The sequence below is a fragment of the Labilibacter marinus genome, assembly GCF_001659685.2.
GTDB classification, from domain to species: Bacteria; Bacteroidota; Bacteroidia; order Bacteroidales; family Marinilabiliaceae; genus Saccharicrinis; species Saccharicrinis marinus.
Window position 1 is genome coordinate 69,126 of the sequence record NZ_LXYE02000010.1, and the last position, 21,005, is coordinate 90,130.

Consider the following 21,005-nt stretch of genomic DNA (forward strand, 5'->3'; position numbering starts at 1 on the left):
ATGACCAATAACTATTCTAAAATGGCATGTCTTTATCGTGTGGACTATCGGGGAAATCAGGTAAACCGAAATTGTTTCCAGCTGGTGCTTGATTTCCATTTGCCTCACCTTCATTCATTTTTGAGCCGTAGGTTACTGATTGTCCGCCACTATCCATACCTAAATCATCACCAAATACACCAGTTTCTGGATTTTCAAATCGAGCCAGCTCTCCACGGAATCGTAGGTTAACATCTCCTGTTGCACCATTACGGTGTTTAGCAATAATAATTTGGCCCATACCAATTAAGCTGTTGCCTTGCTCATCTTCTGTAATTCCGTAATACTCTGGTCGGTGAATAAAGCAAACCATATCGGCATCCTGCTCAATTGCACCGGATTCTCTAAGGTCGGATAACTGTGGTCTTTTTCCTTCTGCTCCAGCGCGCCCCTCAACACCACGATTAAGCTGCGAAAGTGCAATGATAGGTATGTTTAATTCTTTTGCTAGTCCTTTTAAGTTACGGGATATTAAACTTACCTCTTCTTGACGAGAGCCTGGATTCATTCCATTCGCATTCATTAACTGTAGGTAGTCAATGATAATAATTTGTATATCATGTTCTTTCTTTAGCTTTCTACTCTTAGCTCTCAACTCAAAAACCGAAAGTCCAGGAGTATCATCTACATAGATAGGCGCATCAATTAGGTTCTGAATTTTATGGTCTAACTGTTCCCACTCGTAGCTGACCAAATTTCCTTTTTTAATCTTTTCGGCAGGAAGTTCTGTTTCTGATACGATTAAACGATTTACCAACTGTACGTTACCCATCTCTAGAGAGAATACAGCAACTGCTTGATTAAACTGCAGAGCCATGTTACGTGCCATGGATAATACAAAGGCTGTTTTTCCCATCGCAGGACGAGCAGCAATTACAACCATATCGGTTTTTTGCCAACCAGAAGTCATTTTATCTAAGTCATGAAATCCAGAAGGTACACCACTTAAACCATCTTCACGTTGAGAAGCTTCCTTAATCATCTCAATAGCTTCGTCAATAACTGGGTTAATTTGCGTAACCCCTTTTTTCATGTTACCCTGACTTAGTTTAAAAAACGAACTTTCTGATTCATCTAATAAATCATCTACATCATAACCTTCGTCGTATGCTTTGGTCTGAATTTCAGAACTAATTCTAATCACTTCACGCTGCAAATACTTTTGCCAAATAATACGAGCATGGTATTCGATGTGAGCAGCAGACGCTACTCTACCAGTTAGTTGAGTAATAAAAAATGCGCCTCCAATTTCTTCCAAAATACCAGTGTTACGAAGTTCTTGCGTAACGGTAAGCATATCCACTGGTAAATCTCTGGAGTTTAAAGTTTGTATGGCGCTATATATTTTTTGATGTGTATCTTTATAAAAACACTCTGGTTTTAAAATTTCACCAACAGCAGTAAAAGCATCTTTTTCCAACATTAATGCACCCAGAACAGCCTCCTCAATTTCTAAAGCTTGTGGTGGCATTTTGCCAACTTCAACATCTACATTAGTGGAAGTTTTTTTATTCGGATAATTTCTCTTTTCTGCCATAATATTCTTCTTTTTTTCAAAGCGGGGATCAAAGTTAATCAACAATTTTTAGTCATCAATAGTACTCGTCAAATAGTTTTATGGCTAAGTTCTAAACTCGTGTATGTAAGCGGTATAGCGTATGAAATAATTGTATGTATTTTTATTGTTAAATTTCGATTGATAGCTTTTAAGTTTTCTTAAATTTGCGCATCAATTTTCAATAATATTACTATGATTTGTTTTCCTAATGCCAAAATAAATATTGGTTTATATGTAACCGAGAAACGACCAGATGGTTACCATAATATTGAAACTCTCTTTTATCCTATCCAATTGAAAGATGCTTTGGAAATTATAGAAAATAAGGATAGTGATGAGCCTTTTGTTTGGAGTAATAGTGGAATTGAGATAGATGCAAAGCCAGAGGATAACCTTTGTGTAAAAGCAATGATGTTGTTAAAGCAAGATTTTGAAATTCCACCTGTAAAGATGCATTTGCATAAGGTGATTCCTTTTGGAGCAGGTTTGGGAGGGGGTTCGGCTGATGCGGCTTTTACCCTAGTAACTTTAAATGACATGTTTGATTTAGGGATTAACACAGCTCAGTTAATTAAATATGCTTCACAATTAGGAGCCGATTGTGCTTTTTTTATTCATAATACGGCGCACACTGCAAAAGGAATTGGAGATATCCTTGACTCGAATGATATTACCTTAAAAGGATATCATATCTTGTTGGTAAAGCCGAATGTTCATGTTTCAACACCAGAAGCTTACCAAGGTATTGTACCTAAATTGCCAGAGCTTAATTTCTCGGAACAATTAAAAATGCCGATACAACAATGGAAAAATACAATTCATAACGACTTCGAAGATTCTGTGTTTCCGAATCATCCAGTGATTAAAAATATCAAGGAACAGATGTATAATGAGGGAGCTGTTTATGCTTCAATGACGGGGAGCGGAGCTGCTGTGTTCGGTTTATTTAAAGAAGAAGCTAAACTGACTTTTGATGACTGCTTTATTTGGCAGGAACAGATATAAAAAAAACAGCCCCATAATTAAATGGAGCTGTTGTATTGTACTAGTTAATGGTTAATCTTCAAGAATAATCATTAACTCTCTTTTCGGAATTCTGTCACCTTCGGTAACGCAAATCTCTTTTACTTTGCCATCAAATGGCATTTCAATTTGGTTTTGCATCTTCATGGCTTCAAGCACCAATAACGATTCTCCTGCTTTTACAGTATCTCCAACTTTAACGTTTATTTTCAAAACCGTTCCTGGAATGTAAGAGCGAATTTCGCATGGATCTGCAGCTTTCCAAGGCTTTCTGTTAGCAAACATTTTGTTTACTTTCGTTTGGTACTCCATGGTATGTACCTTAAAGCCAACTAATTCATCTTTATTACTCATAATTAGTTGTTTTTAAAATGGAGGAATACCGTGTTTTTTCTCAGGATGCTGAACATCTTTATATTCAGAAACCTCTAATGCATGTAATAAAATATTACGCGTTTCATTTGGCTCAATAACAGAGTCGATGTAACCTTTAGCCGCAGCTACATAAGGGTTAGCAAACTTCTCTTTGTATTCTTGAACTTTTAACTGACGCATCTCTTCAGGGTTCTCAGCATTATCAATCTCTTTCTTAAAGATGATATTAGCTGCACCTTCTGGTCCCATTACAGCAATTTCAGCTGTTGGCCATGCAAACATAAAGTCAGCACCTAAGTGGCGAGAGTTCATAGCGATATAACCACCACCATAAGCTTTACGCAAGATTACTGTAATTTTAGGTACAGTAGCTTCTGAATAAGCATAAAGCACTTTAGCTCCGTGACGAATAACTCCAGCATGCTCTTGGTCGGCTCCAGGAAGGTAACCAGGCATATCCTCAAGTGTTACAATTGGAATGTTGAAAGAATCACAGTAACGGATAAAACGTGCTGCTTTATCAGAACTATCACAATCAAGTACACCTGCTAATACAAGTGGTTGGTTAGCTACAAAACCAATAGTTTGACCTTTTAAACGACCAAAACCAATAACGATGTTAGCAGCAAATAACTCTTGGATCTCAAAGAAGTCTCCATCATCAACAATTCCTTTAATTACATCACGTACATCATAAGGATTACGTGGGTCTGCAGGAATTAAGTCCTCAATGTTACCTTTGAATAAAGGTTCTTTTGGAGGGAATTCTTTAGCTTTTTGAGTGTTATTCCAAGGGATAAAAGTGATAAGCTTCTTAATTTGATCGAAACATTCTTGCTCGCTTTCGGCAAAGAAGTGTGCGTTACCTGTAGTTTCAGCGTGTACACGTGCTCCACCTAGCTCTTCCATCGAAATCTCTTCTCCAAGTACTGTTTTAATTACACCAGGACCGGTGATAAACATCTTAGAGATTTGGTCTACCACAAATACAAAGTCTGTTAAAGCAGGAGAATATACAGCACCACCAGCACAAGGGCCTAAGATAACTGAGATTTGAGGAATTACTCCAGAAGCAATAGTGTTTCTATAGAAGATTTCTCCATAACCAGCAAGAGAGTTAACTCCTTCTTGGATACGAGCACCACCCGAATCATTAATTCCAATTAATGGCACACGCATTTTTAACGCGTGATCCATGATTTTAGTAATCTTGCGGGCATGCATTAACCCTAGAGAACCACCGGCTACGGTAAAGTCTTGTGCAAAAATAGCGATAGGTGCACCATAAACAGTACCAGTACCAATAATCACACCATCACCATGAAGCTGCTTTTTGTCCATACCGAAATCTTTCGCAGTATGCTCAACAAAAAGATCGTACTCTGTAAAAGAATCTTGATCAAGAATGGCAAGAACACGCTCACGGGCAGTCATTTTACCCATGGCCACTTGTTTCTCGATGGCTTTTTCACCACCTCCCATTTCAACCTTTTCTTTTCTTTTACGAAGATCAAGGATGTGTTTTTTCAATGACATAGTTAAACAATTTTAATTAACCTAATACAAATCAATAACTTATGATTAAGAAATTGTTTGCAATTTCAGGGTACATAATTACAAAAAATATTTTGATACAAAAACATCGAATACAATTCATAAAAAATAAGACTAATATGATAAGATATTCGATAAAGAATGGTTAAAGATTTTGTTATTTAGGTGCTCTGTTATAAAGGTAAATACCTATGAGGGCAAATACGAGGTTGGGTAACCAAACCGCAATAAGTGGGTTTAAATTACCGTTAATAGCAAAAGTTTTAGATACAGTCATAAACAATATGTATCCAAAGCTTAATCCAAGGCCAATTCCAATATGCAAACCAATACCACCTCTTACTTTCCTTGAGGCCAACGAAACACCTATCAAGGTAAGGATAAATGCTGAGAATGAATTAGCAAAACGCGAGTAGTATTCAATTATAAATGGTTTAATAGAGCCTACTCCTTTTTGCTTTTGCTCTCCAATATATCTAGAAAGCTCCCTGTTGGTCATGGTTTCGTACCAGTTGTGCTCCGATTTAAAATCGGCTGGTGTTATATTAAAAACGGAGTCAATTTTATTTCCTTGATGAATCTCAATATTATATTCATCAATAAAATCCCGTTGTATATAATCTGTTAGTGTCCAGTTATCTTTGTCCTTATTGTATTTAATACTTTTACAAGATAGTTTAGAAACTAATTTTTTTCCTTCAAAGCGTTCAGCACTAAAATAAGTTCCTTTGTTACTGTATGCGTAAAAGCGCCCCATGTAAACAAATAATCCAGGCTCTAGCTGCAAATGAATATCGGTTAAACCTCTATCAATTTTCTTTTTTACATAGGTCATCTCAAACTCTAGCCTTGTTTTGTTGGCTGGCGGAATGATGTATGCTCCTAATATAAATGAGAATGTACCCACAATGAATGCCCCTACAAAATAAGGAAACATCAACCTTCTAAAACTTACTCCTCCAGATAATATGGCAATGATTTCGGTATCATACGCCATTTTTGAGGTAAAGAAGATTACTGCAATAAATACGAATAACGGTGTAAATAAATTAGCAAAATATGGGATGAAATTCAGATAGTAATCAAAAACAATAGCCTTTAAGGGTGCTTCCTTATCTAAGAAATTGTCAATTTTCTCAGTAATGTCAAAAACTACTGCTATACTAATGATCAATAGAATAGCAAAAAAGTAAGTGCCTAAGAATTTCTTAATGATGTACCGATCAAGCTTTTGTAACGCTCCTTTCATAAAAAGTGGTATGCTTTAATTGTTTACAAAAAAACAAAAAATTAACGAGCAAAACTATTGTCCTGCTGATTTTTACAACTCGTAACTAAAGGGGTCTGTTTTATAATCTAACAGACATTTGTTTTACCATTCTGTCTTTCCATTCGCTAAAATCTCCAGCCTGAATATGTTTGCGTGCTTCCTTCACCAACCACAAATAAAAGGCCAAGTTGTGCAAGCTTCCAATTTGTGCTGCCAATAATTCTTTTGATACGAATAAATGTCGCAAATAAGCTTTGGTATAATGATGATCTACAAAAGAAGTTCCTTCAGGATCAACAGGTGAAAAATCGTCTTTCCATTTTTCGTTCTTCATGTTCATAATGCCTCTGGAAGTAAATAACATACCATTTCTTCCGTTTCGGGTAGGCATAACGCAATCAAACATATCAACACCTAGCGCAATTGATTCCAAAATATTTACAGGTGTACCAACGCCCATCAAATATCGAGGTTTATCTTCTGGAAGTATACCTGTTACTACTTCTGTCATTTCATACATAACCTCTGCAGGTTCTCCAACTGATAAGCCTCCAATAGCATTTCCTTCTCTTTCGAAAGAGGCAATGTATTCTGCCGACTGTTTTCTTAAATCACGAAAACCTGCTCCTTGTACAATAGGAAAAAAAGTTTGGCTGTGACCATACTTAGCTTCCGTAGCATCAAACCTTGTAATGCCTCTTTGTAGCCAACGATGGGTAAGCTCCATAGAGTTTTTAGCGTATTTGTGGTCGGCATCACCAGGAGCGCACTCATCAAATGCCATAATAATATCTGCTCCAATGATTCTTTGGGTATCTACCACATTTTCCGGCGTAAAAAGGTGTTTAGATCCATCAATATGCGATCTAAATATGGCGCCTTCTTCTTTCAGTTTGCGGTTATTACTTAAAGAAAAAACCTGATATCCACCACTATCGGTTAATATAGGCCTGTCCCATCCATTAAACTTATGCAAACCACCCGCCTTCTCAATAATATCAAGACCTGGGCGTAAATATAAATGATAGGTATTGCCTAATATTATTTGAGCCTCAATATCATTTTTTAAATCATTAAAATGCACACCTTTTACGCTGCCTACTGTACCAACAGGCATGAAAATGGGCGTTTCAATTTCGCCATGATCGGTAGTTATCTTACCTGTTCTCGCTCTACTCTTGGGGTCTGTTATTTGTAATTCAAAATCCATTCCATCAACTTTTGGGGCTGCAAATATAAAAATACATTATATACTTCACTTGTTCTCTATTATAAAAAAACATCTTAACTTGCTTCTATTCAAATTGAAATTATAAAAACAGCAAGTGATATGCATGTAGCTTCGTTAAAGATTCCTTATCTCATAAATTATTATTGTGCTTTGTGCTTGGCGAAAACTTAAAATTTAATCATATTTGAAAGGTGGAGTTAGCAAATCTTATACCATTAAGCGGATTATGGCTATATATATTTATAGGCCTCATAAGTTTATTAGTAATTCAATTGTTTTACTATTTATTCTTCTATAATTGGCTAGGTTTGTTTTTATCACGACAGAAAAAAGATTCTAATTTTTCGTATCCACCTATTTCTGTTATCATCTGTGCAAAAAATGAGTCGCAAAATCTAAAGCAGTTTTTACCTGAAGTATTGGAACAAGATTATCCGGCTTCGTTTGAAGTAATTGTAGTTAATGATGCTTCGGAGGATGACTCGGAATTGGTGTTGGCTCAATTAAGGGAAGAATATGCACATTTATATTATACCAATATTCCGTATGATAAACAGTTTAGGCATGGTAAAAAATTAGCTGTTACCCTGGGTGTAAAAGCGGCTAAGAATGAACATTTGTTATTTACGGATGCCGATTGCAAACCAGCCACTAAATATTGGATTAAAAATATGGCTGAAGGTTTTTCTTCGGGTAAAGATATTGTGTTGGGGTATGGGCCTTATGCGAAAGGCAAAGGATTTGCTAATTTTTGGCATCGATATGATACTTTTCATATTGCTATTCAATATTTGTCTTTTGCACTAAAAGGTTTGCCATATATGGGCGTAGGGAGAAATATGGCCTACAAAAAATCTTTGTTTGAAAAGAATCAGGGTTTTAAAAAGCATCAGCATATTTTATCAGGAGATGATGATCTTTTTATAAGAGACGTAGCCACTAAAGATAATATTGCCGTTGTGGCTAATGCAGATAGTTTTACCTTGTCGACAGCTGCTAAGAATATGAAGGAGTGGCGAAGGCAAAAAAGCAGACATTTAACAACATCACCACATTATAAATGGAAAATAAAACTACTTATTGGTATTGAAGTCTTATCTCGACAATTATTTTGGGGCATATCTTTAATATCTGTTTTTTTTTCTACTTTTGCGATAGCTTTAATTGCAATTATATTTATTAAATTGGTTACTCAATTGTTAGTTCAAAGGAAAATAGCCAAGCAGTTTAAGCAGACTGATTTACTTTGGGGTGGCGTTTTACTAGATTTCATGCAGCCATTGGTAACAGGAATGTTGCTTTTAGGCGCTAAAAGACAAGCAAAAAAAAATAAATGGACATAAATCCAAACTTATCAGACAAGGCTAAACACGATTTTGCACTCGTTCAATTAGCTGTACAAGGAGATCAAAAATCATTTGCCGAGTTAATGGGTAGATACCGTGATGCTATTTACTTTATGTTATTGAAAATGGTTAATAACAAAAGTGATGCAGAAGATTTAACCATTGAAGCTTTCGGTAAAGCTTTTAAAAACATCCACCAGTACTCTCCTAATTATGCATTTAGTACTTGGCTTTTTAAGATAGCATCAAATAACTGTATCGATTATCTGCGTAAAAAAAGAAATAATATTGTTTCTATAGACGGTACGCATTTAAGTGAAGAAAAAGAACATGATTCTCCGATTCATCTAAAGGATGACACTCCAGATCCAGAGGAGCATTTGATTAAACAGCAAAAAGCGGTATTGATGCGTACGGTAGTTAAAAAATTAAAGCCTAGGTATCGCACACTTATTGAACTACGTTATTTTAATGAGTTTTCGTATGAAGAAATTGCTCAGGAGTTAGACTTGCCTTTGGGAACGGTAAAAGCCCAATTGTTTAGAGCGCGTGAGTTGCTGTTCAACACGTTAAAAAATACAGATATAAAATTAAGATAGGCGAAAGATATTAGCTGAAGACGGATTAGAAAATGGATTTGATTAAAAAATACTTTCCCAGTATGCCCGAGGAACAGTTTGCGCTGTTCGATAAGTTAGAGAAGTTATACCCAGAATGGAATGAAAAGATTAATGTAATCTCTCGTAAAGATATTGATGAATTAAATATTCGTCATGTACTGCACTCTTTAGCAATTACAAAGTATACTTCATTTGCGCCAGGAACCAAGATCATTGATGTAGGTACAGGAGGAGGTTTTCCTGGTATTCCTTTGGCTATATGTTTTCCTGATTGCGAATTTCATTTGGTAGATTCTATTGGAAAGAAGATTAAGGTAGTGCAAGGTGTGGCTGATGCTTTAGGCTTAAAAAACGTAAAAGCAGAGCAGGTAAGGTCTGAAAACGTAAAAGCAAAATACGATTTTGTAGTTAGTAGAGCTGTTACAGCATTTCCAAGGTTTGTATCCTTAACAAAGCATTTAATCAGCAATAAAGATAAGAATGCCATTAGTAATGGTATTCTGTATTTAAAGGGTGGAGATTTTGAAGAAGAGATTAAACCCTTTGCAAAAAGACTAAGTTTAGTAGATTTACCCGATTATTACGAAGAAGATTTTTTTGAAACCAAGAAATTAATCCATCTTACTTTCTAGTATTCACAGTGGGTTCTATTAATCTGTGAAACAAAAAGAAGCAAAAGTTTAAATAATTCTTTTATTTTTTTTGGAAGAAGAAAATAAAGATGTATTTTTGCAGTCCGAAAATAGAAACAAACGTACTGTCGAAAGATATAAAAACATAATACGATGAAAAGGACATTTCAACCTTCGAACAGAAAAAGAAGAAATAAGCACGGATTTAGAGCTAGAATGGCTAGTGCTAACGGGCGTAAGGTTTTAGCTTCAAGAAGAGCTAAAGGTAGAAAGAAACTAAGCGTTTCAAGCGAAAAAAGACATAAAGCATAATTAAATGCTTAAACGAATATTAAAAAGGATTCTTTTGGGAATCCTTTTTTTTTGCACTTTTTTCTGGAATTATTGAATGGCTAATGCTATAAAATAGATGCGTTTATTAACTATTTTGTATTATTTTTGAGCGAATCTTGATAAAACACACACATATGTCTGTTCTAAAGTTTTTAATAAGTAAAAAATTCCTCATACATATTGCTTCTGCCTTGGGTGTGATAGCGTTGGTTTTAATAGCCACTTTTGTATCGCTTAATATTTACACGCACCACGGCGAAAACTATGCAACGCCTGATTTTTCTGGTTTAACCGAAACTCAGTTTATTGATTTGGTTCAACAGAAGAAACTTCGTTATAAAATTATTGATTCGGTTCATATTGACGATTTAACGCCCGGTATTGTAGTTGAACAAACGCCTAAGCCTGGCAGCAGAGTAAAGGAAAATAGAACGATTTTTTTTACTATAAATGCATATTCTGCAGAACAAATTCCGATGCCTCAGTTGGTTGATTTCTCTTTACGTAATGCTCAGGTAACCCTAGAATCGTATGGAGTTCGCCTAGGAAAGTTGATTTATATACCATCGGAATATACTCAGTTAGTATTAGGTCAACAATATGATGGCAAACCGATAGAACCAGGTACGCTTATTTCAAAAGGTTCAACCATTGATTTATTGGTAGGAAAAGGATTGAGCAATAAAAAGACAGATGTACCTGATTTGTTCGGAATGACTTTAGAAGAAGCGCGATCTTATTTATTATCAAATTCTTTAAACGTGGATGCCATTATTTATGATGATAGTATTCCAACAGGAGAGGATAGTTTAAGAGCCTTTATATGGAAGCAATTACCCGAAATTGAAAGTGGAAAAAGATTACGTTTAGGATCTTCATTAGATGTTTGGTTAACCATCGATTCCGCAAAAATATTACCAGATACCATAGCGGTTGATTCTTTAGGTGTTGACTCGTTGAATATTAATCCAATTGATGTAGAAATAAATTAATTAAATGAGCGAGGAGAAGGATTTAAGAGAAGAAGTTGAGGGTTTAGAAGAAGAGCAAAATGAGATGTATGAACATTTCCGGTTTGTAACAGATGCTGGGCAAAAACAACTAAGAATTGATAAGTTTTTGGTCAATAGGATGGAGAACGCTTCTCGAAATAAAATTCAAGAAGCTGCTAGTGCAGGAAATATACTGGTTGATGGCGTTGCTGTAAAAGCTAACTACAAAATAAAAGCCAACGAAACCATTACTATTGTGATGGAATATCCACGTAGGGAAATTGAAATTATTCCAGAAGATATTCCGATAAATATACATTATGAGGATGATTATTTATTGGTGATCAATAAAGATCCTGGTATGGTGGTTCATCCTGGACATGGTAATTATTCTGGTACACTTGTAAATGCTTTAGCTCACCACTTAAAGGGTTTGCCTCTTTTTAATGCAGAAGATCCCAGACCAGGATTGGTACATCGTATAGATAAGGATACCTCAGGTTTGTTGGTTGTTGCTAAAACAGAACAAGCTAAGAGTCATTTGGCTCGACAATTCTTTGATAAAACAACAGAGCGTAAGTATATAGCTTTGGTTTGGGGTGATGTACAAGAGGATGAAGGAACCGTTACTGGCCATATTGGAAGAAGCTTAAAAAATAGATTGCAAATGTCTGTTTTTCCAGATGGAGAGTTTGGTAAGCATGCAGTTACTCATTATAAAGTGATAGAGCGTTTAGGTTATGTAACTATGGTGCAATGCGTATTAGAAACAGGTAGAACCCATCAGATACGTGCTCATATGAAGTATATTGGTCATACTCTTTTTAACGATGCGCGTTATGGAGGTAACGAAATATTAAAAGGAACCACCTTTACAAAATATAAGCAATTTGTTCAAAATTGCTTTAAAATGCTACCTCGACAGGCTCTTCATGCTAAATCATTGGGTTTTATTCATCCACATACAGGTGAAAAGATGAGTTTTACCACTGAATTACCAAAGGATATGACGGATACAATTGAGAAGTGGAAAGGATATATTGCTAGTCGTGATGAATAATTAATAAAATAAACTTAAACCTATCATGGATAAAAAAAATATAGCCGTTGTGTATGGCGGTGATTCTTCAGAAATAGTAGTGTCGCGAAAAAGTGCACAAGGCGTATCGTCTTTTATTGATGATTCCATATATAATATAATACCCGTTTTAATTACACTCGAAAAATGGGTTGCTGAGGTCGATGGAGATGAGATAGCCATCAATAAAGATGATTTTTCTTTTTTACAGGGAAATCAAAAAGTACAGTTTGATTGTGCTTATGTAACTATTCATGGTACGCCTGGCGAAGATGGAAAGCTACAAGGGTATTTTGATATTATTGGATTGCCTTACTCTACTTGTGGCGTGTTGCCTGCATCTTTAACCTTTAATAAGTTTGTTTGTAATACTTACCTTAAGGGCTTTGGAGTATCGGTAGCGGACTCTTTATTGATAAGAAAAGGAACAGAATTTAGTGTAGATAACATTGTAGATACATTAGGGCTTCCGTGTTTTATAAAACCCAATGCAGGAGGTTCTAGCTTTGGAATTACTAAAGTAAAAAAGATTGCTGAAATTACGCCTGCTATTCTAAAAGCTTTTGAAGAAAGTGATGAGGTAATTATCGAACAATTTATCGATGGAAATGAGTTTACATGCGGTTTGTATAAAATACCTCATAAGGAAACTGTTTTTCCAATTACTGAAGTTATTCCTGCCAATGAGTTTTTTGATTTTGAAGCTAAATATACGGCGGAAAAAGTGCAGGAAATAACGCCAGCTCGTTTGCCAAAGGAGACGAGCATAAGAATTCAGCAGATCACCTCCTTGATATATGATATCCTAGGTTGTAAAGGAATTGTACGTGTGGATTATATATTTAGTGGTAATAACATATTTTTATTAGAGGTAAATACTACGCCTGGAATGACGGCGACTAGTTTTATTCCTCAGCAAATTGAAGCGGCAGGCTTGGATATTAAAGAGGTGTTTACAGAAATTATTGAAGATTCGATAGCTAGAAAATAGCTTATTTTGCCTTTTGATATTGGTAAAGTAAAGAGTGGAATACTATAAGTTTGAAAAGATGTTAGATAGAAAGATAATATTCGTATTATTCTTATCTCTTTTTCATTTCTCAGTTAAAGCGCAAAAGCAAGAACTTAGAACCTTGTATTTGCAGCAGATTAGTCTGGATGCCGACTGGTCAACTACATTTGATGGAGGATATTATAAAGGATTAACCAATGCAAACTATACGCGTTGGGGAATAAGAAATGTGACTAAATACCGATTAAATGGGACCCTTGTTTTAGATGCAGGGTTTATGTATAATCGTGTTGATAGGTATGAAAATGGTGTTGAAAATGAATTTAGACCACATCAGTCCCTTCATGTTGCCTACCCTCGTTTTGAAAACATGACGATTAAGCACCGCTTTAGAATGGAGGAGCAGTTTTATACACATAGTTATAATGATAAAACAGACTTTGCAACTCGCCTAAGGTATGCCGTTAGTACACAAAGAGCAATTGACTTTAAAAAAAGAATAGAGCCAAATACCTTGTATTGGAAAGCTTCTTGTGAGTTGTCTTTTAATTTTATAGGAAGGCTTATTGAAGAGGATAAACATTTGTTTCAACGAGGTAGATATGGGCTTGGGCTTGGTTATCAGTTTAATAGTAAAATGTCTATTGAAGGAATGGTATACTATCAAAGAACATACAGTAATGCGAGTTTTCACGAATATTCCGATCTCACCATCTATAACTTTTATTTAAAGCGAAGGGTGTTTTGGCAGAAGAAAAAGAAGAAGGTCGTTTCGCCAACCTAATATGAATAAAATAAAAATGCCACTCCAAATGATTGAAGTGGCATTTTATTTATAAGTAGTTTACTTGCCTATTAGTTCATATTCTTCAGGAGAACCGCACGCGCAAATAAGATTTCTATCACCAAAAGCATCATCTACTCTGGAAACGGAAAGCCAAAATTTGTTTTCTCTAATCCAGGATAATGGGAAAGCAGCTTTTTCGCGACCATAGGGATGTGTCCATTCATCAGCAACCACCTTGTAATCTGGGTGAGGTGCATTCTTTAATACATTATCTTCTTTATCTGCCTCGCCAGACTCTACTTCCTTAATTTCGGCATAAATACCTTTAAGTGCCTCAATAAATCGGTCCAGCTCTTGCAATGATTCACTTTCTGTTGGCTCTATCATTAGCGTACCGTGCACAGGGAACGAAAGGGTAGGAGCATGGAAACCATAATCCATCAATCTTTTGGCAATATCCAGTTCCGTAATGCCTGCACTGGTTTTAAAATGACGACATTCTAAAATCATTTCGTGCGCTACTCTGCCATTTTCTCCAGTATATAAAATGCCATAATCATCTTTTAATTGATGAGCTAAATAGTTGGCATTTAAAATAGCTATTTCTGTAGATTGAGTTAAACCATCTCGACCTAGCATTTTTATATAACCATATGTGATAGGTAAAACACTGGCACTTCCCCAAGGAGCTGCAGCAACAGCACTAATACCTTTTCTACCTGTTTGAACAACAGGGTGAGTAGGTAAAAACTCTACTAAATGTTGAGCCACTCCAATGGGCCCAACACCAGGACCTCCACCGCCGTGAGGAATAGCAAAAGTTTTATGTAGATTGAGGTGGCAAACATCAGCACCAATTAAACCAGGATTAGTTAAGCCTACCTGAGCATTCATGTTAGCTCCATCCATATATACTTGTCCACCATTTTGGTGAATGATATCACATATTTCAACCACAGAAGCTTCAAAAACACCATGTGTGGATGGATATGTAATCATCAAACAAGACAACGTATCCTTAAATTTTTCTGCTTTTTCTTTTAAATCTTCAACGTCAATGTTACCTCTGTCATCACACTTAACAACTACCACTTGCATGCCTGCCATTACAGCGCTGGCAGGGTTTGTACCATGAGCAGAAGAAGGAATGATAGCTACATTACGTTGCTCTTCGCCTCTACTGGCATGATATGCACTAATGACCATTAGTCCAGCATATTCTCCTGCAGCTCCAGAGTTGGGCTGAAGGCTGACATCAGCAAAGCCTGTAATTTCGGATAAATCTCTTTTTAACTCAGCAAAAAGGAAATGGTATCCAGCTGCTTGGTCGCCTGGTACAAAAGGGTGAATTCCTCCAAACTCAATCCAGCTCAAAGGTAGCATTTCGGTAGCCGCATTCAATTTCATGGTGCACGAGCCCAATGAAATCATAGAATGGGTTAAAGAAATATCTCTTCTTTCAAGCTTTTTGATATAACGAACCATATCTGTTTCTGAGCGATAGTGTTTGAATACTTCCTGTTGAAGAAATTCACTGGTTCGCATATATTGTTTATCAACCGAACAGTCTTCAGGAACCTCTTTTATCTCGTTAGGAATATCAGAACAGGATGCACGGGCAAATACCTCAATAATCCAATTGATATCCTCTAAGTTGGTGGTTTCATCAATGCTTATGCCTACATCGCCATTATCGAAGTAACGGAAGTTCATTTCTAGCTCCAGCGAATATTTATTGATTAAATCAACTGAGGCATGCGGAGCCATCGAAAAGCGAATGGTATCGAAATAATTTTGGTTTAGTTGTTTGTAACCTAATTTTTCAATTTCAGAGGTCAGCAAAGTAGCGATGTTATGTACTTCGTTGGCAATTCGTTTAATGCCCTCGGGTCCATGATATACAGCATAAAAACCTGCCATTGTAGCCAATAGTGCTTGGGCAGTACAAATATTTGAAGTGGCTTTTTCGCGCTTTATATGCTGCTCGCGGGTTTGTAAAGCCATTCTTAAAGCTCTGTTGCCGTTGGTGTCTTTGGTAATACCAATAATCCTACCTGGTAAATGGCGTTTGGCAGAAGCTTTTGCGGCAAAGAATGCAGCATGTGGTCCACCGTAGCCCATCGGCACACCAAAACGTTGTGTAGATCCGAAAACGATATCTGCTCCCCATTCTCCAGGAGGAGTTAGTATAGCTAAGCTTAGTAAGTCAGCTGCAACAGCTACTTTACAATCAGCTTCGTGTGCTTTTTCAACTAAGTTTTTATAATCCTGAATATCTCCATCTGAATTAGGATATTGAACAATGATTCCAAAATCCTTATTGCTAGCCTGATAGTTTTTCCAATCGCCAAACTGTAAGTCAATACCCAAAGGAGTGGCTCTTGTTTCAAGTACAGCTCGCGTTTGTGGCCAAACTTTTTCATCTACAAAAATAACGTTGGCACCCGCTTTCGCCATAGCACGAGGACGCGAGTTAAACATCATTACCATAGCCTCGGCAGCAGCAGTAGCTTCGTCTAATAAAGAGGCATTAGCAATTTCCATACCTGTTAGCTCAACCACTACCGTTTGAAAATTAAGCAGCGCCTCTAATCTACCCTGCGAAATCTCAGCCTGATAAGGTGTGTAAGAGGTATACCAAACTGGGTTTTCAAGTACATTTCTATGTATAACCGCAGGGGTAATGGTATCATAATATCCCATTCCAATATAGGTGTTGTACACCTTGTTTTTAGAAGCGATATCTAAAATTTTTCTGTAATACTGGCGTTCCGTAATTCCATTAGCCAAACGCAAAGGTTCTTTTAGTCTGATGTTAGCAGGAACGGTCTCCTCAATTAATGCTTCCAAGGATGGTGAACCAATGGTTTTAAGCATTTCTTCAATCTCGTAGTCGCGCGGGCCTATATGCCTTGCAACAAATTTATCTGTAGCCATATTCGTTAAAATAATATCTAACAATATTTTATTAAAAGAGTTTATGTATTTTTTAAATTCATTACAAACTCAGGGCTATAAAGTTAAGATGATAAGTGAATTATAAAAATGATAGAATACTGTTTTGGAGATGATTTTTGTCAGAGAGTGATGTTGATATTTATAGTATTAGATATTGTAATAAGAGTTACGCAACCTTTGATTAATTGCAACATCATTTGGTTACACCTTTAAATGAATGTTATGAGAAAATGGTTAGTTTTATTTTTAGCGTTAGGATTGTTTTTTGGCTGTAAAAAAGAACAAGAGATGAACGTTTCTAAGAAAATACAAGATGTTAATCGGAATATAAAAATAGGAAGTGATGCACAAGCCTGTTATGAAGTGCTTGAATTGATGTATGAAAATGGAAATATACTCAAAGAAATGCATGTAGATAACCTGGGAAGTGAAAGTTATAAGGATGTTGCAACCAAGGTGTTGCTGTATTCTTCTTTTATGATAACGGATGACAGGGAAGGTAGGGTAGATAGTGTTTGGTATTCCTTTGAAGGGGATTTGCTTAAATATATTACCTTGCTTAATACTATAAGTCCTTTAACCGGGGCACCAACTCCTTTAGAAAAATGGCCGGAATATTTGGATGGTTCCGGAGTGGTTGAATTAGGTGAAACTAAAATTCAAGTGCTGAATAAAATTAATGAATTGGCCTCTGGTTCCCTAGATAAAAATATACCAGTATTCCTTAACGGAAAAAATTTAGCAGAGGATTACGATGATAATTTAGAGTCATCTTTTAGCTGGCGTGTTATAGAATCAGGTAGTTCCAGAATACGCTCTACTAACTATATCTTAGACATAACTTTTAATAATGACGTTGTATCTTCGAAAGAGATTAAGCAAGAAAAAGTAGTTGGGTATAATTAACGAGGTAAAAAAGTAGGGAAACTAAATTCGATAGTTTCCCTTTAATATTCTACAAAAACTGATTATGAATTTTTTCGTGTGCTATGGTTGATGATGGACCATGACCTGAGTATACCACAGTTTCATCAGGCAAGGTCAGTAGGTGTTCTTTGATACCAGCAATAAGGGTATCGAAATCGCCACCCGGTAAATCAGATCTACCAATACTTTCTCTGAACAGCACATCGCCAGCTATTACACTGTTTTCTTTCTCCATATATAAAGCGCAGCCTCCTGGCGAATGCCCCGGTATATGGAATATTTCAATAGTTGAGCCACCAAATTCAATGACTTGTTTATGCTCTAAATATCCTTTTAAAGCAGGAGGATTTTGTTCTAGCTGAAATCCCATTTGAGCAGCGTAAGGAACGGTTTGTTCAATCCAAAACTCATCGTCTTTATGCGCTTCGGCACCGAGGTTGTAATGCTCACAAACAAAACGGTTTCCAAATACATGATCCAGATGCAAATGTGTATTGATTAAACGAACTGGTTTTAAATTTTGCTCAGTTATATACGATACTAAATGCTCTTGTTCCTTAGGCTCAAGGCAGCCTGGGTCAATGATGATACAATCTCCATTTTCGGCAGAGATGATATAGGTGTTTTCTTGCCAAGGATTGTAAGTAAGTGGATGTATTTTAAGCATGATGTTTAGTTTTTTATTTATTGCACTTTAGCTTTTAACCAAAGTAATTATTTCTTTTAAATCTGTTATTTCGTTCATTAATTCACGGTTATGCTTTACTCCATTAGGGTTGTAAAAAGCGTAATCTAAACCAAAATTAATAGCTCCATCAATATCGGTTTGTAGGTTATCTCCAATAATTAAACAGTCTTTTTTTCGAGCATTGGCACTTTTAACGGCGTACTCAAAAAAAGCGGTTTTAGGCTTGGATGCTCCGATGGTTTCGGATATAAATATTTTATTAAAATATTGCTGAAGATTACTGTTCTTTAATTTAATAAACTGCACTTCTTTAAATCCATTGGTAATAACGTGCAGAGTGTGTCTTTGTTTAAGCGTTTCCAATACTTCGATGGCATGAGGCATTAAAGCCGTTTTTGTTGGACTAACAGTGATGTAGTCCTGCGCAAAGCTTTTTGCTATTGTTTCATCTGTAAGCCCCACTCTGGAAAAAGGGGTATAAAACCGGTCGAAATTTAAAGCTTCCTTTTTTATTTTACCTTCTCGATATTGTATCCAAAGCTGTTCGTTGTGTTTTTCGTATTGATCGTAAAAAGCATTAAAACTTTGAAAAGCATTACTTAAATGATATTTCTGATATAGCTCTTCCAAGGTGTGGATAGAGTTGGTTTCGAAGTCCCACAAAGTGTGGTCTAAATCAAAAAAAAGGTGCTTGTACTTTTGCATGATACTATGTGTTTAGATGCAAAGATAGGGATATATAATCGATGAAAAAGTGCAGTTACAAAAAACTCCGCATAAGCGGAGTTTAATATGATGTGTTTGTAGCTATTACTTTTAAGCCTTTAAAATTGACTTTAAGCTTTCAACTTGATTGCTTTATAAACTTATAACTAGTTTACCTGAATCACCATAAATTTAGAGATACTCCAGAAAGCTTCTTTGTCCAGAATGTTAATGGATTTTGTATCTTCTTCGCCTGCAACGAATTCAAAAGAACCTTCTGGGTGGTTAGTTAATAATTTTACTTTGCTTCTGAATAGCGGAATGTTTTCTACTTCGCGTGTATCAATTTTAGTAAAATAGTCCTCGTTAAAATCTTTACTTAAAACTTTTACTTTACCTACCAATGGTAATCCATCACTAGAAATAATATTGTGCTCTTTTAATTCCTTTTTGGTGCCAAATGCATAATAAGCAGCATATAGCTCTACAGTTGTAGAATCAAGAGTTGCTTGAGTGTTTTTGTTATAAGTTCTGATAGAATCGATAACGTCGCTCATTCCTTCAACAGTAAAGTTAAGCGATGCTATTTCGAAGTTTTTTGTAGATAATTGCTCTTTAAGTTCAATAATCTCAACACTCTTTTCCTTTAATTGACGGTTCAATCGAGAAACCAGACTATTTAAGTTTTTGTTATCCTTGTTGGTGGTGTTTAGCTTTTGCTCTAGTTCAGAAATTTTCTCTTTATTGGCTAACATCAAGTTGTAAATATCCTGAATGTCTTGGTTAATTCTTTTCTGAATATCAGGAGTCGCATCTTCAGAGCTACTCATATTCACTTCAATCAGGTTTTCTTTGGCTTTAATTTCTTGAAGGTTATCGTCAATTTGTACCAAAGTGTTGACAAGGTCGTTGGTGATTTGTTGTTGTTCGATGGCTACAGACACCAGCGAATCATTCTGTTGTTCTAGTTTCTCCTGTTTGCTACCCGTACAAGCGCTAATAGCTATAACAAGAAGTGGTAAAATTACTTTTTTAAACATGGTGTGTTGAGTTTTAGTTATCGTTTAATTGGTAAAATTCTTATCAATAATAAGCAATATTATTCATTGTTTTTGGCTTTGGCATACTTATTTTCTTTTTTGCCAGCTGGTTTTTCTTCTTTACCTTCAACTACTATTACAATCTCACCCTTAACTGTTTTACTCGAAAAATGCTGAATTAATTCAGGTAGAGTACCTCGTTTATTCTCTTCGTGAAGTTTACTTAGCTCCCTGCTTACCGACGCTTTTCGTTCGGGGCCAAAAACTTCAAGTAACTGTTCTAGCATTTTTACCAACCTGTATGGTGATTCGTAAAAAATCATGGTACGCGACTCTTCGGCCAGAGCCAATAATCTTTTTTGGCGTCCTTTCTTCTGCGGTAAAAAACCTTCAAAACAAAAGCGGTCATTAGGAAGACCAGAATTTACCAAGGCAGGCACAAAAGCAGTTGCACCAGGTAGGCATTCTACATGTATATCCTGTTCAACAGCATGTTTTACCAATAAATAACCAGGGTCGGATATCGCAGGTGTTCCTGCATCAGAAACCAGAGCGCCCGTTTCGCCAGCCATAATTCGCTGCACAATCATTTCAGATGTTTTGTGCTCATTAAATTTATGATGAGAAAACATCTTACCTTCAATTTGAAAATGTTTGAGTAAGAAGCCTGTTTTTCGCGTGTCTTCTGCTAAAATAAAATCGGCCTCTTTTAACACGGTTAATGCACGGTATGTAATGTCTTCTAGGTTGCCAATTGGCGTTGGTACTATATATAATTTACCCATTGTTTTTCAGTAATCAATATCCAGTGGGCAGTAATCAGAACATGTCCTTTAG

At 36.0% G+C, this 21,005-nt stretch carries 20 protein-coding genes; 10 read left to right on the forward strand and 10 right to left on the reverse strand.

Annotated elements, in window-relative coordinates; all coding sequences use genetic code 11:
* Nucleotides 1-16 precede the first annotated feature (16 nt).
* Complete coding sequence (dnaB, locus tag A8L32_RS04565; RefSeq protein ID WP_066628091.1) at nt 17-1,576, reverse strand: replicative DNA helicase; 1,560 nt, start codon at nt 1,574-1,576, stop codon at nt 17-19.
* 213 nt (nt 1,577-1,789) lie between these two features.
* Between dnaB and ispE the strand changes: the two genes are divergently transcribed.
* Nucleotides 1,790-2,602 (forward strand): 4-(cytidine 5'-diphospho)-2-C-methyl-D-erythritol kinase, encoded by an 813-nt coding sequence (ispE, locus tag A8L32_RS04570; protein WP_066628093.1) that lies wholly within the window; start codon nt 1,790-1,792, stop codon nt 2,600-2,602.
* Between the two features lie 51 nt (nt 2,603-2,653).
* Here the strand turns inward: ispE and A8L32_RS04575 are convergent, their stop codons facing one another.
* The 4 genes from A8L32_RS04575 to tgt all read right to left on the reverse strand — a co-directional run bounded on the left by A8L32_RS04575 (nt 2,654) and on the right by tgt (nt 7,029).
* The gene (locus tag A8L32_RS04575; RefSeq protein WP_066628101.1) at nt 2,654-2,974 is read right to left on the reverse strand and encodes a biotin/lipoyl-containing protein; all 321 of its coding nucleotides are present in this window, start codon (nt 2,972-2,974) and stop codon (nt 2,654-2,656) included.
* Between the two features lie 12 nt (nt 2,975-2,986).
* Nucleotides 2,987-4,531, reverse strand: a complete 1,545-nt coding sequence (locus tag A8L32_RS04580) for an acyl-CoA carboxylase subunit beta (RefSeq protein WP_066628104.1) — start codon at nt 4,529-4,531, stop codon at nt 2,987-2,989.
* A 175-nt stretch (nt 4,532-4,706) separates the two neighbouring features.
* Complete coding sequence (locus tag A8L32_RS04585) at nt 4,707-5,798, reverse strand: LptF/LptG family permease (protein WP_066628107.1); 1,092 nt, start codon at nt 5,796-5,798, stop codon at nt 4,707-4,709.
* 100 nt (nt 5,799-5,898) lie between these two features.
* A complete protein-coding gene (tgt, locus tag A8L32_RS04590) occupies nt 5,899-7,029 on the reverse strand; it encodes a tRNA guanosine(34) transglycosylase Tgt (RefSeq protein WP_066628110.1) in 1,131 nt (376 codons plus the stop codon).
* 293 nt (nt 7,030-7,322) lie between these two features.
* Between tgt and A8L32_RS04595 the strand changes: the two genes are divergently transcribed.
* From A8L32_RS04595 to A8L32_RS04630, 8 genes are all read left to right on the forward strand, one after another.
* Nucleotides 7,323-8,393, forward strand: coding sequence for a glycosyltransferase (locus A8L32_RS04595; RefSeq protein ID WP_158027200.1), 1,071 nt, complete (start codon nt 7,323-7,325; stop codon nt 8,391-8,393).
* Nucleotides 8,384-8,995, forward strand: a complete 612-nt coding sequence (locus A8L32_RS04600; RefSeq protein WP_066628117.1) for an RNA polymerase sigma factor — start codon at nt 8,384-8,386, stop codon at nt 8,993-8,995. The genes A8L32_RS04595 and A8L32_RS04600 overlap by 10 nt, the downstream gene beginning before the upstream one ends.
* Before the next feature lie 32 nt (nt 8,996-9,027).
* Nucleotides 9,028-9,648: a 16S rRNA (guanine(527)-N(7))-methyltransferase RsmG gene (gene rsmG / locus A8L32_RS04605; RefSeq protein ID WP_066628120.1), complete on the forward strand. Its 621-nt coding sequence runs from the start codon at nt 9,028-9,030 to the stop codon at nt 9,646-9,648.
* A 153-nt stretch (nt 9,649-9,801) separates the two neighbouring features.
* Nucleotides 9,802-9,960, forward strand: a complete 159-nt coding sequence (gene rpmH / locus A8L32_RS04610; protein WP_044262814.1) for a 50S ribosomal protein L34 — start codon at nt 9,802-9,804, stop codon at nt 9,958-9,960.
* 155 nt (nt 9,961-10,115) lie between these two features.
* Complete coding sequence (locus tag A8L32_RS04615) at nt 10,116-10,973, forward strand: PASTA domain-containing protein (protein ID WP_066628123.1); 858 nt, start codon at nt 10,116-10,118, stop codon at nt 10,971-10,973.
* A 4-nt stretch (nt 10,974-10,977) separates the two neighbouring features.
* A complete protein-coding gene (locus A8L32_RS04620; RefSeq protein ID WP_066628126.1) occupies nt 10,978-12,033 on the forward strand; it encodes an RluA family pseudouridine synthase in 1,056 nt (351 codons plus the stop codon).
* 25 nt (nt 12,034-12,058) lie between these two features.
* Complete coding sequence (locus tag A8L32_RS04625; protein ID WP_066628128.1) at nt 12,059-13,042, forward strand: D-alanine--D-alanine ligase; 984 nt, start codon at nt 12,059-12,061, stop codon at nt 13,040-13,042.
* A 58-nt stretch (nt 13,043-13,100) separates the two neighbouring features.
* Nucleotides 13,101-13,847, forward strand: coding sequence for a DUF2490 domain-containing protein (locus A8L32_RS04630; RefSeq protein WP_066628130.1), 747 nt, complete (start codon nt 13,101-13,103; stop codon nt 13,845-13,847).
* 60 nt (nt 13,848-13,907) lie between these two features.
* Here the strand turns inward: A8L32_RS04630 and gcvP are convergent, their stop codons facing one another.
* On the reverse strand, nt 13,908-16,787 hold the full coding sequence (gcvP, locus tag A8L32_RS04635; protein ID WP_066628132.1) for an aminomethyl-transferring glycine dehydrogenase: 2,880 nt from the start codon (nt 16,785-16,787) through the stop codon (nt 13,908-13,910).
* Between the two features lie 243 nt (nt 16,788-17,030).
* Here gcvP and A8L32_RS04640 point away from each other — a divergent pair, with 243 nt between their 5' ends.
* Nucleotides 17,031-17,714 (forward strand): hypothetical protein, encoded by a 684-nt coding sequence (locus tag A8L32_RS04640; RefSeq protein WP_143525019.1) that lies wholly within the window; start codon nt 17,031-17,033, stop codon nt 17,712-17,714.
* A gap of 49 nt (nt 17,715-17,763) precedes the next feature.
* Here the strand turns inward: A8L32_RS04640 and A8L32_RS04645 are convergent, their stop codons facing one another.
* The 4 genes from A8L32_RS04645 to rsmI all read right to left on the reverse strand — a co-directional run bounded on the left by A8L32_RS04645 (nt 17,764) and on the right by rsmI (nt 20,953).
* Nucleotides 17,764-18,402: an MBL fold metallo-hydrolase gene (locus A8L32_RS04645; protein ID WP_066628140.1), complete on the reverse strand. Its 639-nt coding sequence runs from the start codon at nt 18,400-18,402 to the stop codon at nt 17,764-17,766.
* Between the two features lie 27 nt (nt 18,403-18,429).
* Complete coding sequence (locus tag A8L32_RS04650; protein WP_066628142.1) at nt 18,430-19,128, reverse strand: YjjG family noncanonical pyrimidine nucleotidase; 699 nt, start codon at nt 19,126-19,128, stop codon at nt 18,430-18,432.
* Nucleotides 19,129-19,295: 167 nt separating this feature from the next.
* On the reverse strand, nt 19,296-20,168 hold the full coding sequence (locus tag A8L32_RS04655; RefSeq protein ID WP_066628145.1) for a Cbp1 family collagen-binding glycoprotein adhesin: 873 nt from the start codon (nt 20,166-20,168) through the stop codon (nt 19,296-19,298).
* A gap of 59 nt (nt 20,169-20,227) precedes the next feature.
* Complete coding sequence (gene rsmI / locus A8L32_RS04660) at nt 20,228-20,953, reverse strand: 16S rRNA (cytidine(1402)-2'-O)-methyltransferase (protein WP_066628149.1); 726 nt, start codon at nt 20,951-20,953, stop codon at nt 20,228-20,230.
* Nucleotides 20,954-21,005: the final 52 nt, after the last annotated feature.

What these genes read in the sequence shown, in the direction of transcription:
- A8L32_RS04645 (WP_066628140.1), bottom strand. Translation starts at nt 18,402, where the DNA reads ATGCTTAAAATACATCCACTTACTTACAATCCTTGGCAAGAAAACACC.
- A8L32_RS04575 (WP_066628101.1), bottom strand. Translation starts at nt 2,974, where the DNA reads ATGAGTAATAAAGATGAATTAGTTGGCTTTAAGGTACATACCATGGAG.
- A8L32_RS04630 (WP_066628130.1), top strand. Translation starts at nt 13,101, where the DNA reads ATGTTAGATAGAAAGATAATATTCGTATTATTCTTATCTCTTTTTCAT.
- A8L32_RS04640 (WP_143525019.1), top strand. Translation starts at nt 17,031, where the DNA reads ATGAGAAAATGGTTAGTTTTATTTTTAGCGTTAGGATTGTTTTTTGGC.
- A8L32_RS04655 (WP_066628145.1), bottom strand. Translation starts at nt 20,168, where the DNA reads ATGTTTAAAAAAGTAATTTTACCACTTCTTGTTATAGCTATTAGCGCT.
- rsmG (WP_066628120.1), top strand. Translation starts at nt 9,028, where the DNA reads ATGGATTTGATTAAAAAATACTTTCCCAGTATGCCCGAGGAACAGTTT.
- A8L32_RS04620 (WP_066628126.1), top strand. Translation starts at nt 10,978, where the DNA reads ATGAGCGAGGAGAAGGATTTAAGAGAAGAAGTTGAGGGTTTAGAAGAA.
- A8L32_RS04625 (WP_066628128.1), top strand. Translation starts at nt 12,059, where the DNA reads ATGGATAAAAAAAATATAGCCGTTGTGTATGGCGGTGATTCTTCAGAA.
- tgt (WP_066628110.1), bottom strand. Translation starts at nt 7,029, where the DNA reads ATGGATTTTGAATTACAAATAACAGACCCCAAGAGTAGAGCGAGAACA.
- A8L32_RS04585 (WP_066628107.1), bottom strand. Translation starts at nt 5,798, where the DNA reads ATGAAAGGAGCGTTACAAAAGCTTGATCGGTACATCATTAAGAAATTC.
- A8L32_RS04650 (WP_066628142.1), bottom strand. Translation starts at nt 19,128, where the DNA reads ATGCAAAAGTACAAGCACCTTTTTTTTGATTTAGACCACACTTTGTGG.
- rpmH (WP_044262814.1), top strand. Translation starts at nt 9,802, where the DNA reads ATGAAAAGGACATTTCAACCTTCGAACAGAAAAAGAAGAAATAAGCAC.
- gcvP (WP_066628132.1), bottom strand. Translation starts at nt 16,787, where the DNA reads ATGGCTACAGATAAATTTGTTGCAAGGCATATAGGCCCGCGCGACTAC.
- A8L32_RS04580 (WP_066628104.1), bottom strand. Translation starts at nt 4,531, where the DNA reads ATGTCATTGAAAAAACACATCCTTGATCTTCGTAAAAGAAAAGAAAAG.
- A8L32_RS04615 (WP_066628123.1), top strand. Translation starts at nt 10,116, where the DNA reads ATGTCTGTTCTAAAGTTTTTAATAAGTAAAAAATTCCTCATACATATT.
- A8L32_RS04600 (WP_066628117.1), top strand. Translation starts at nt 8,384, where the DNA reads ATGGACATAAATCCAAACTTATCAGACAAGGCTAAACACGATTTTGCA.
- rsmI (WP_066628149.1), bottom strand. Translation starts at nt 20,953, where the DNA reads ATGGGTAAATTATATATAGTACCAACGCCAATTGGCAACCTAGAAGAC.
- ispE (WP_066628093.1), top strand. Translation starts at nt 1,790, where the DNA reads ATGATTTGTTTTCCTAATGCCAAAATAAATATTGGTTTATATGTAACC.
- dnaB (WP_066628091.1), bottom strand. Translation starts at nt 1,576, where the DNA reads ATGGCAGAAAAGAGAAATTATCCGAATAAAAAAACTTCCACTAATGTA.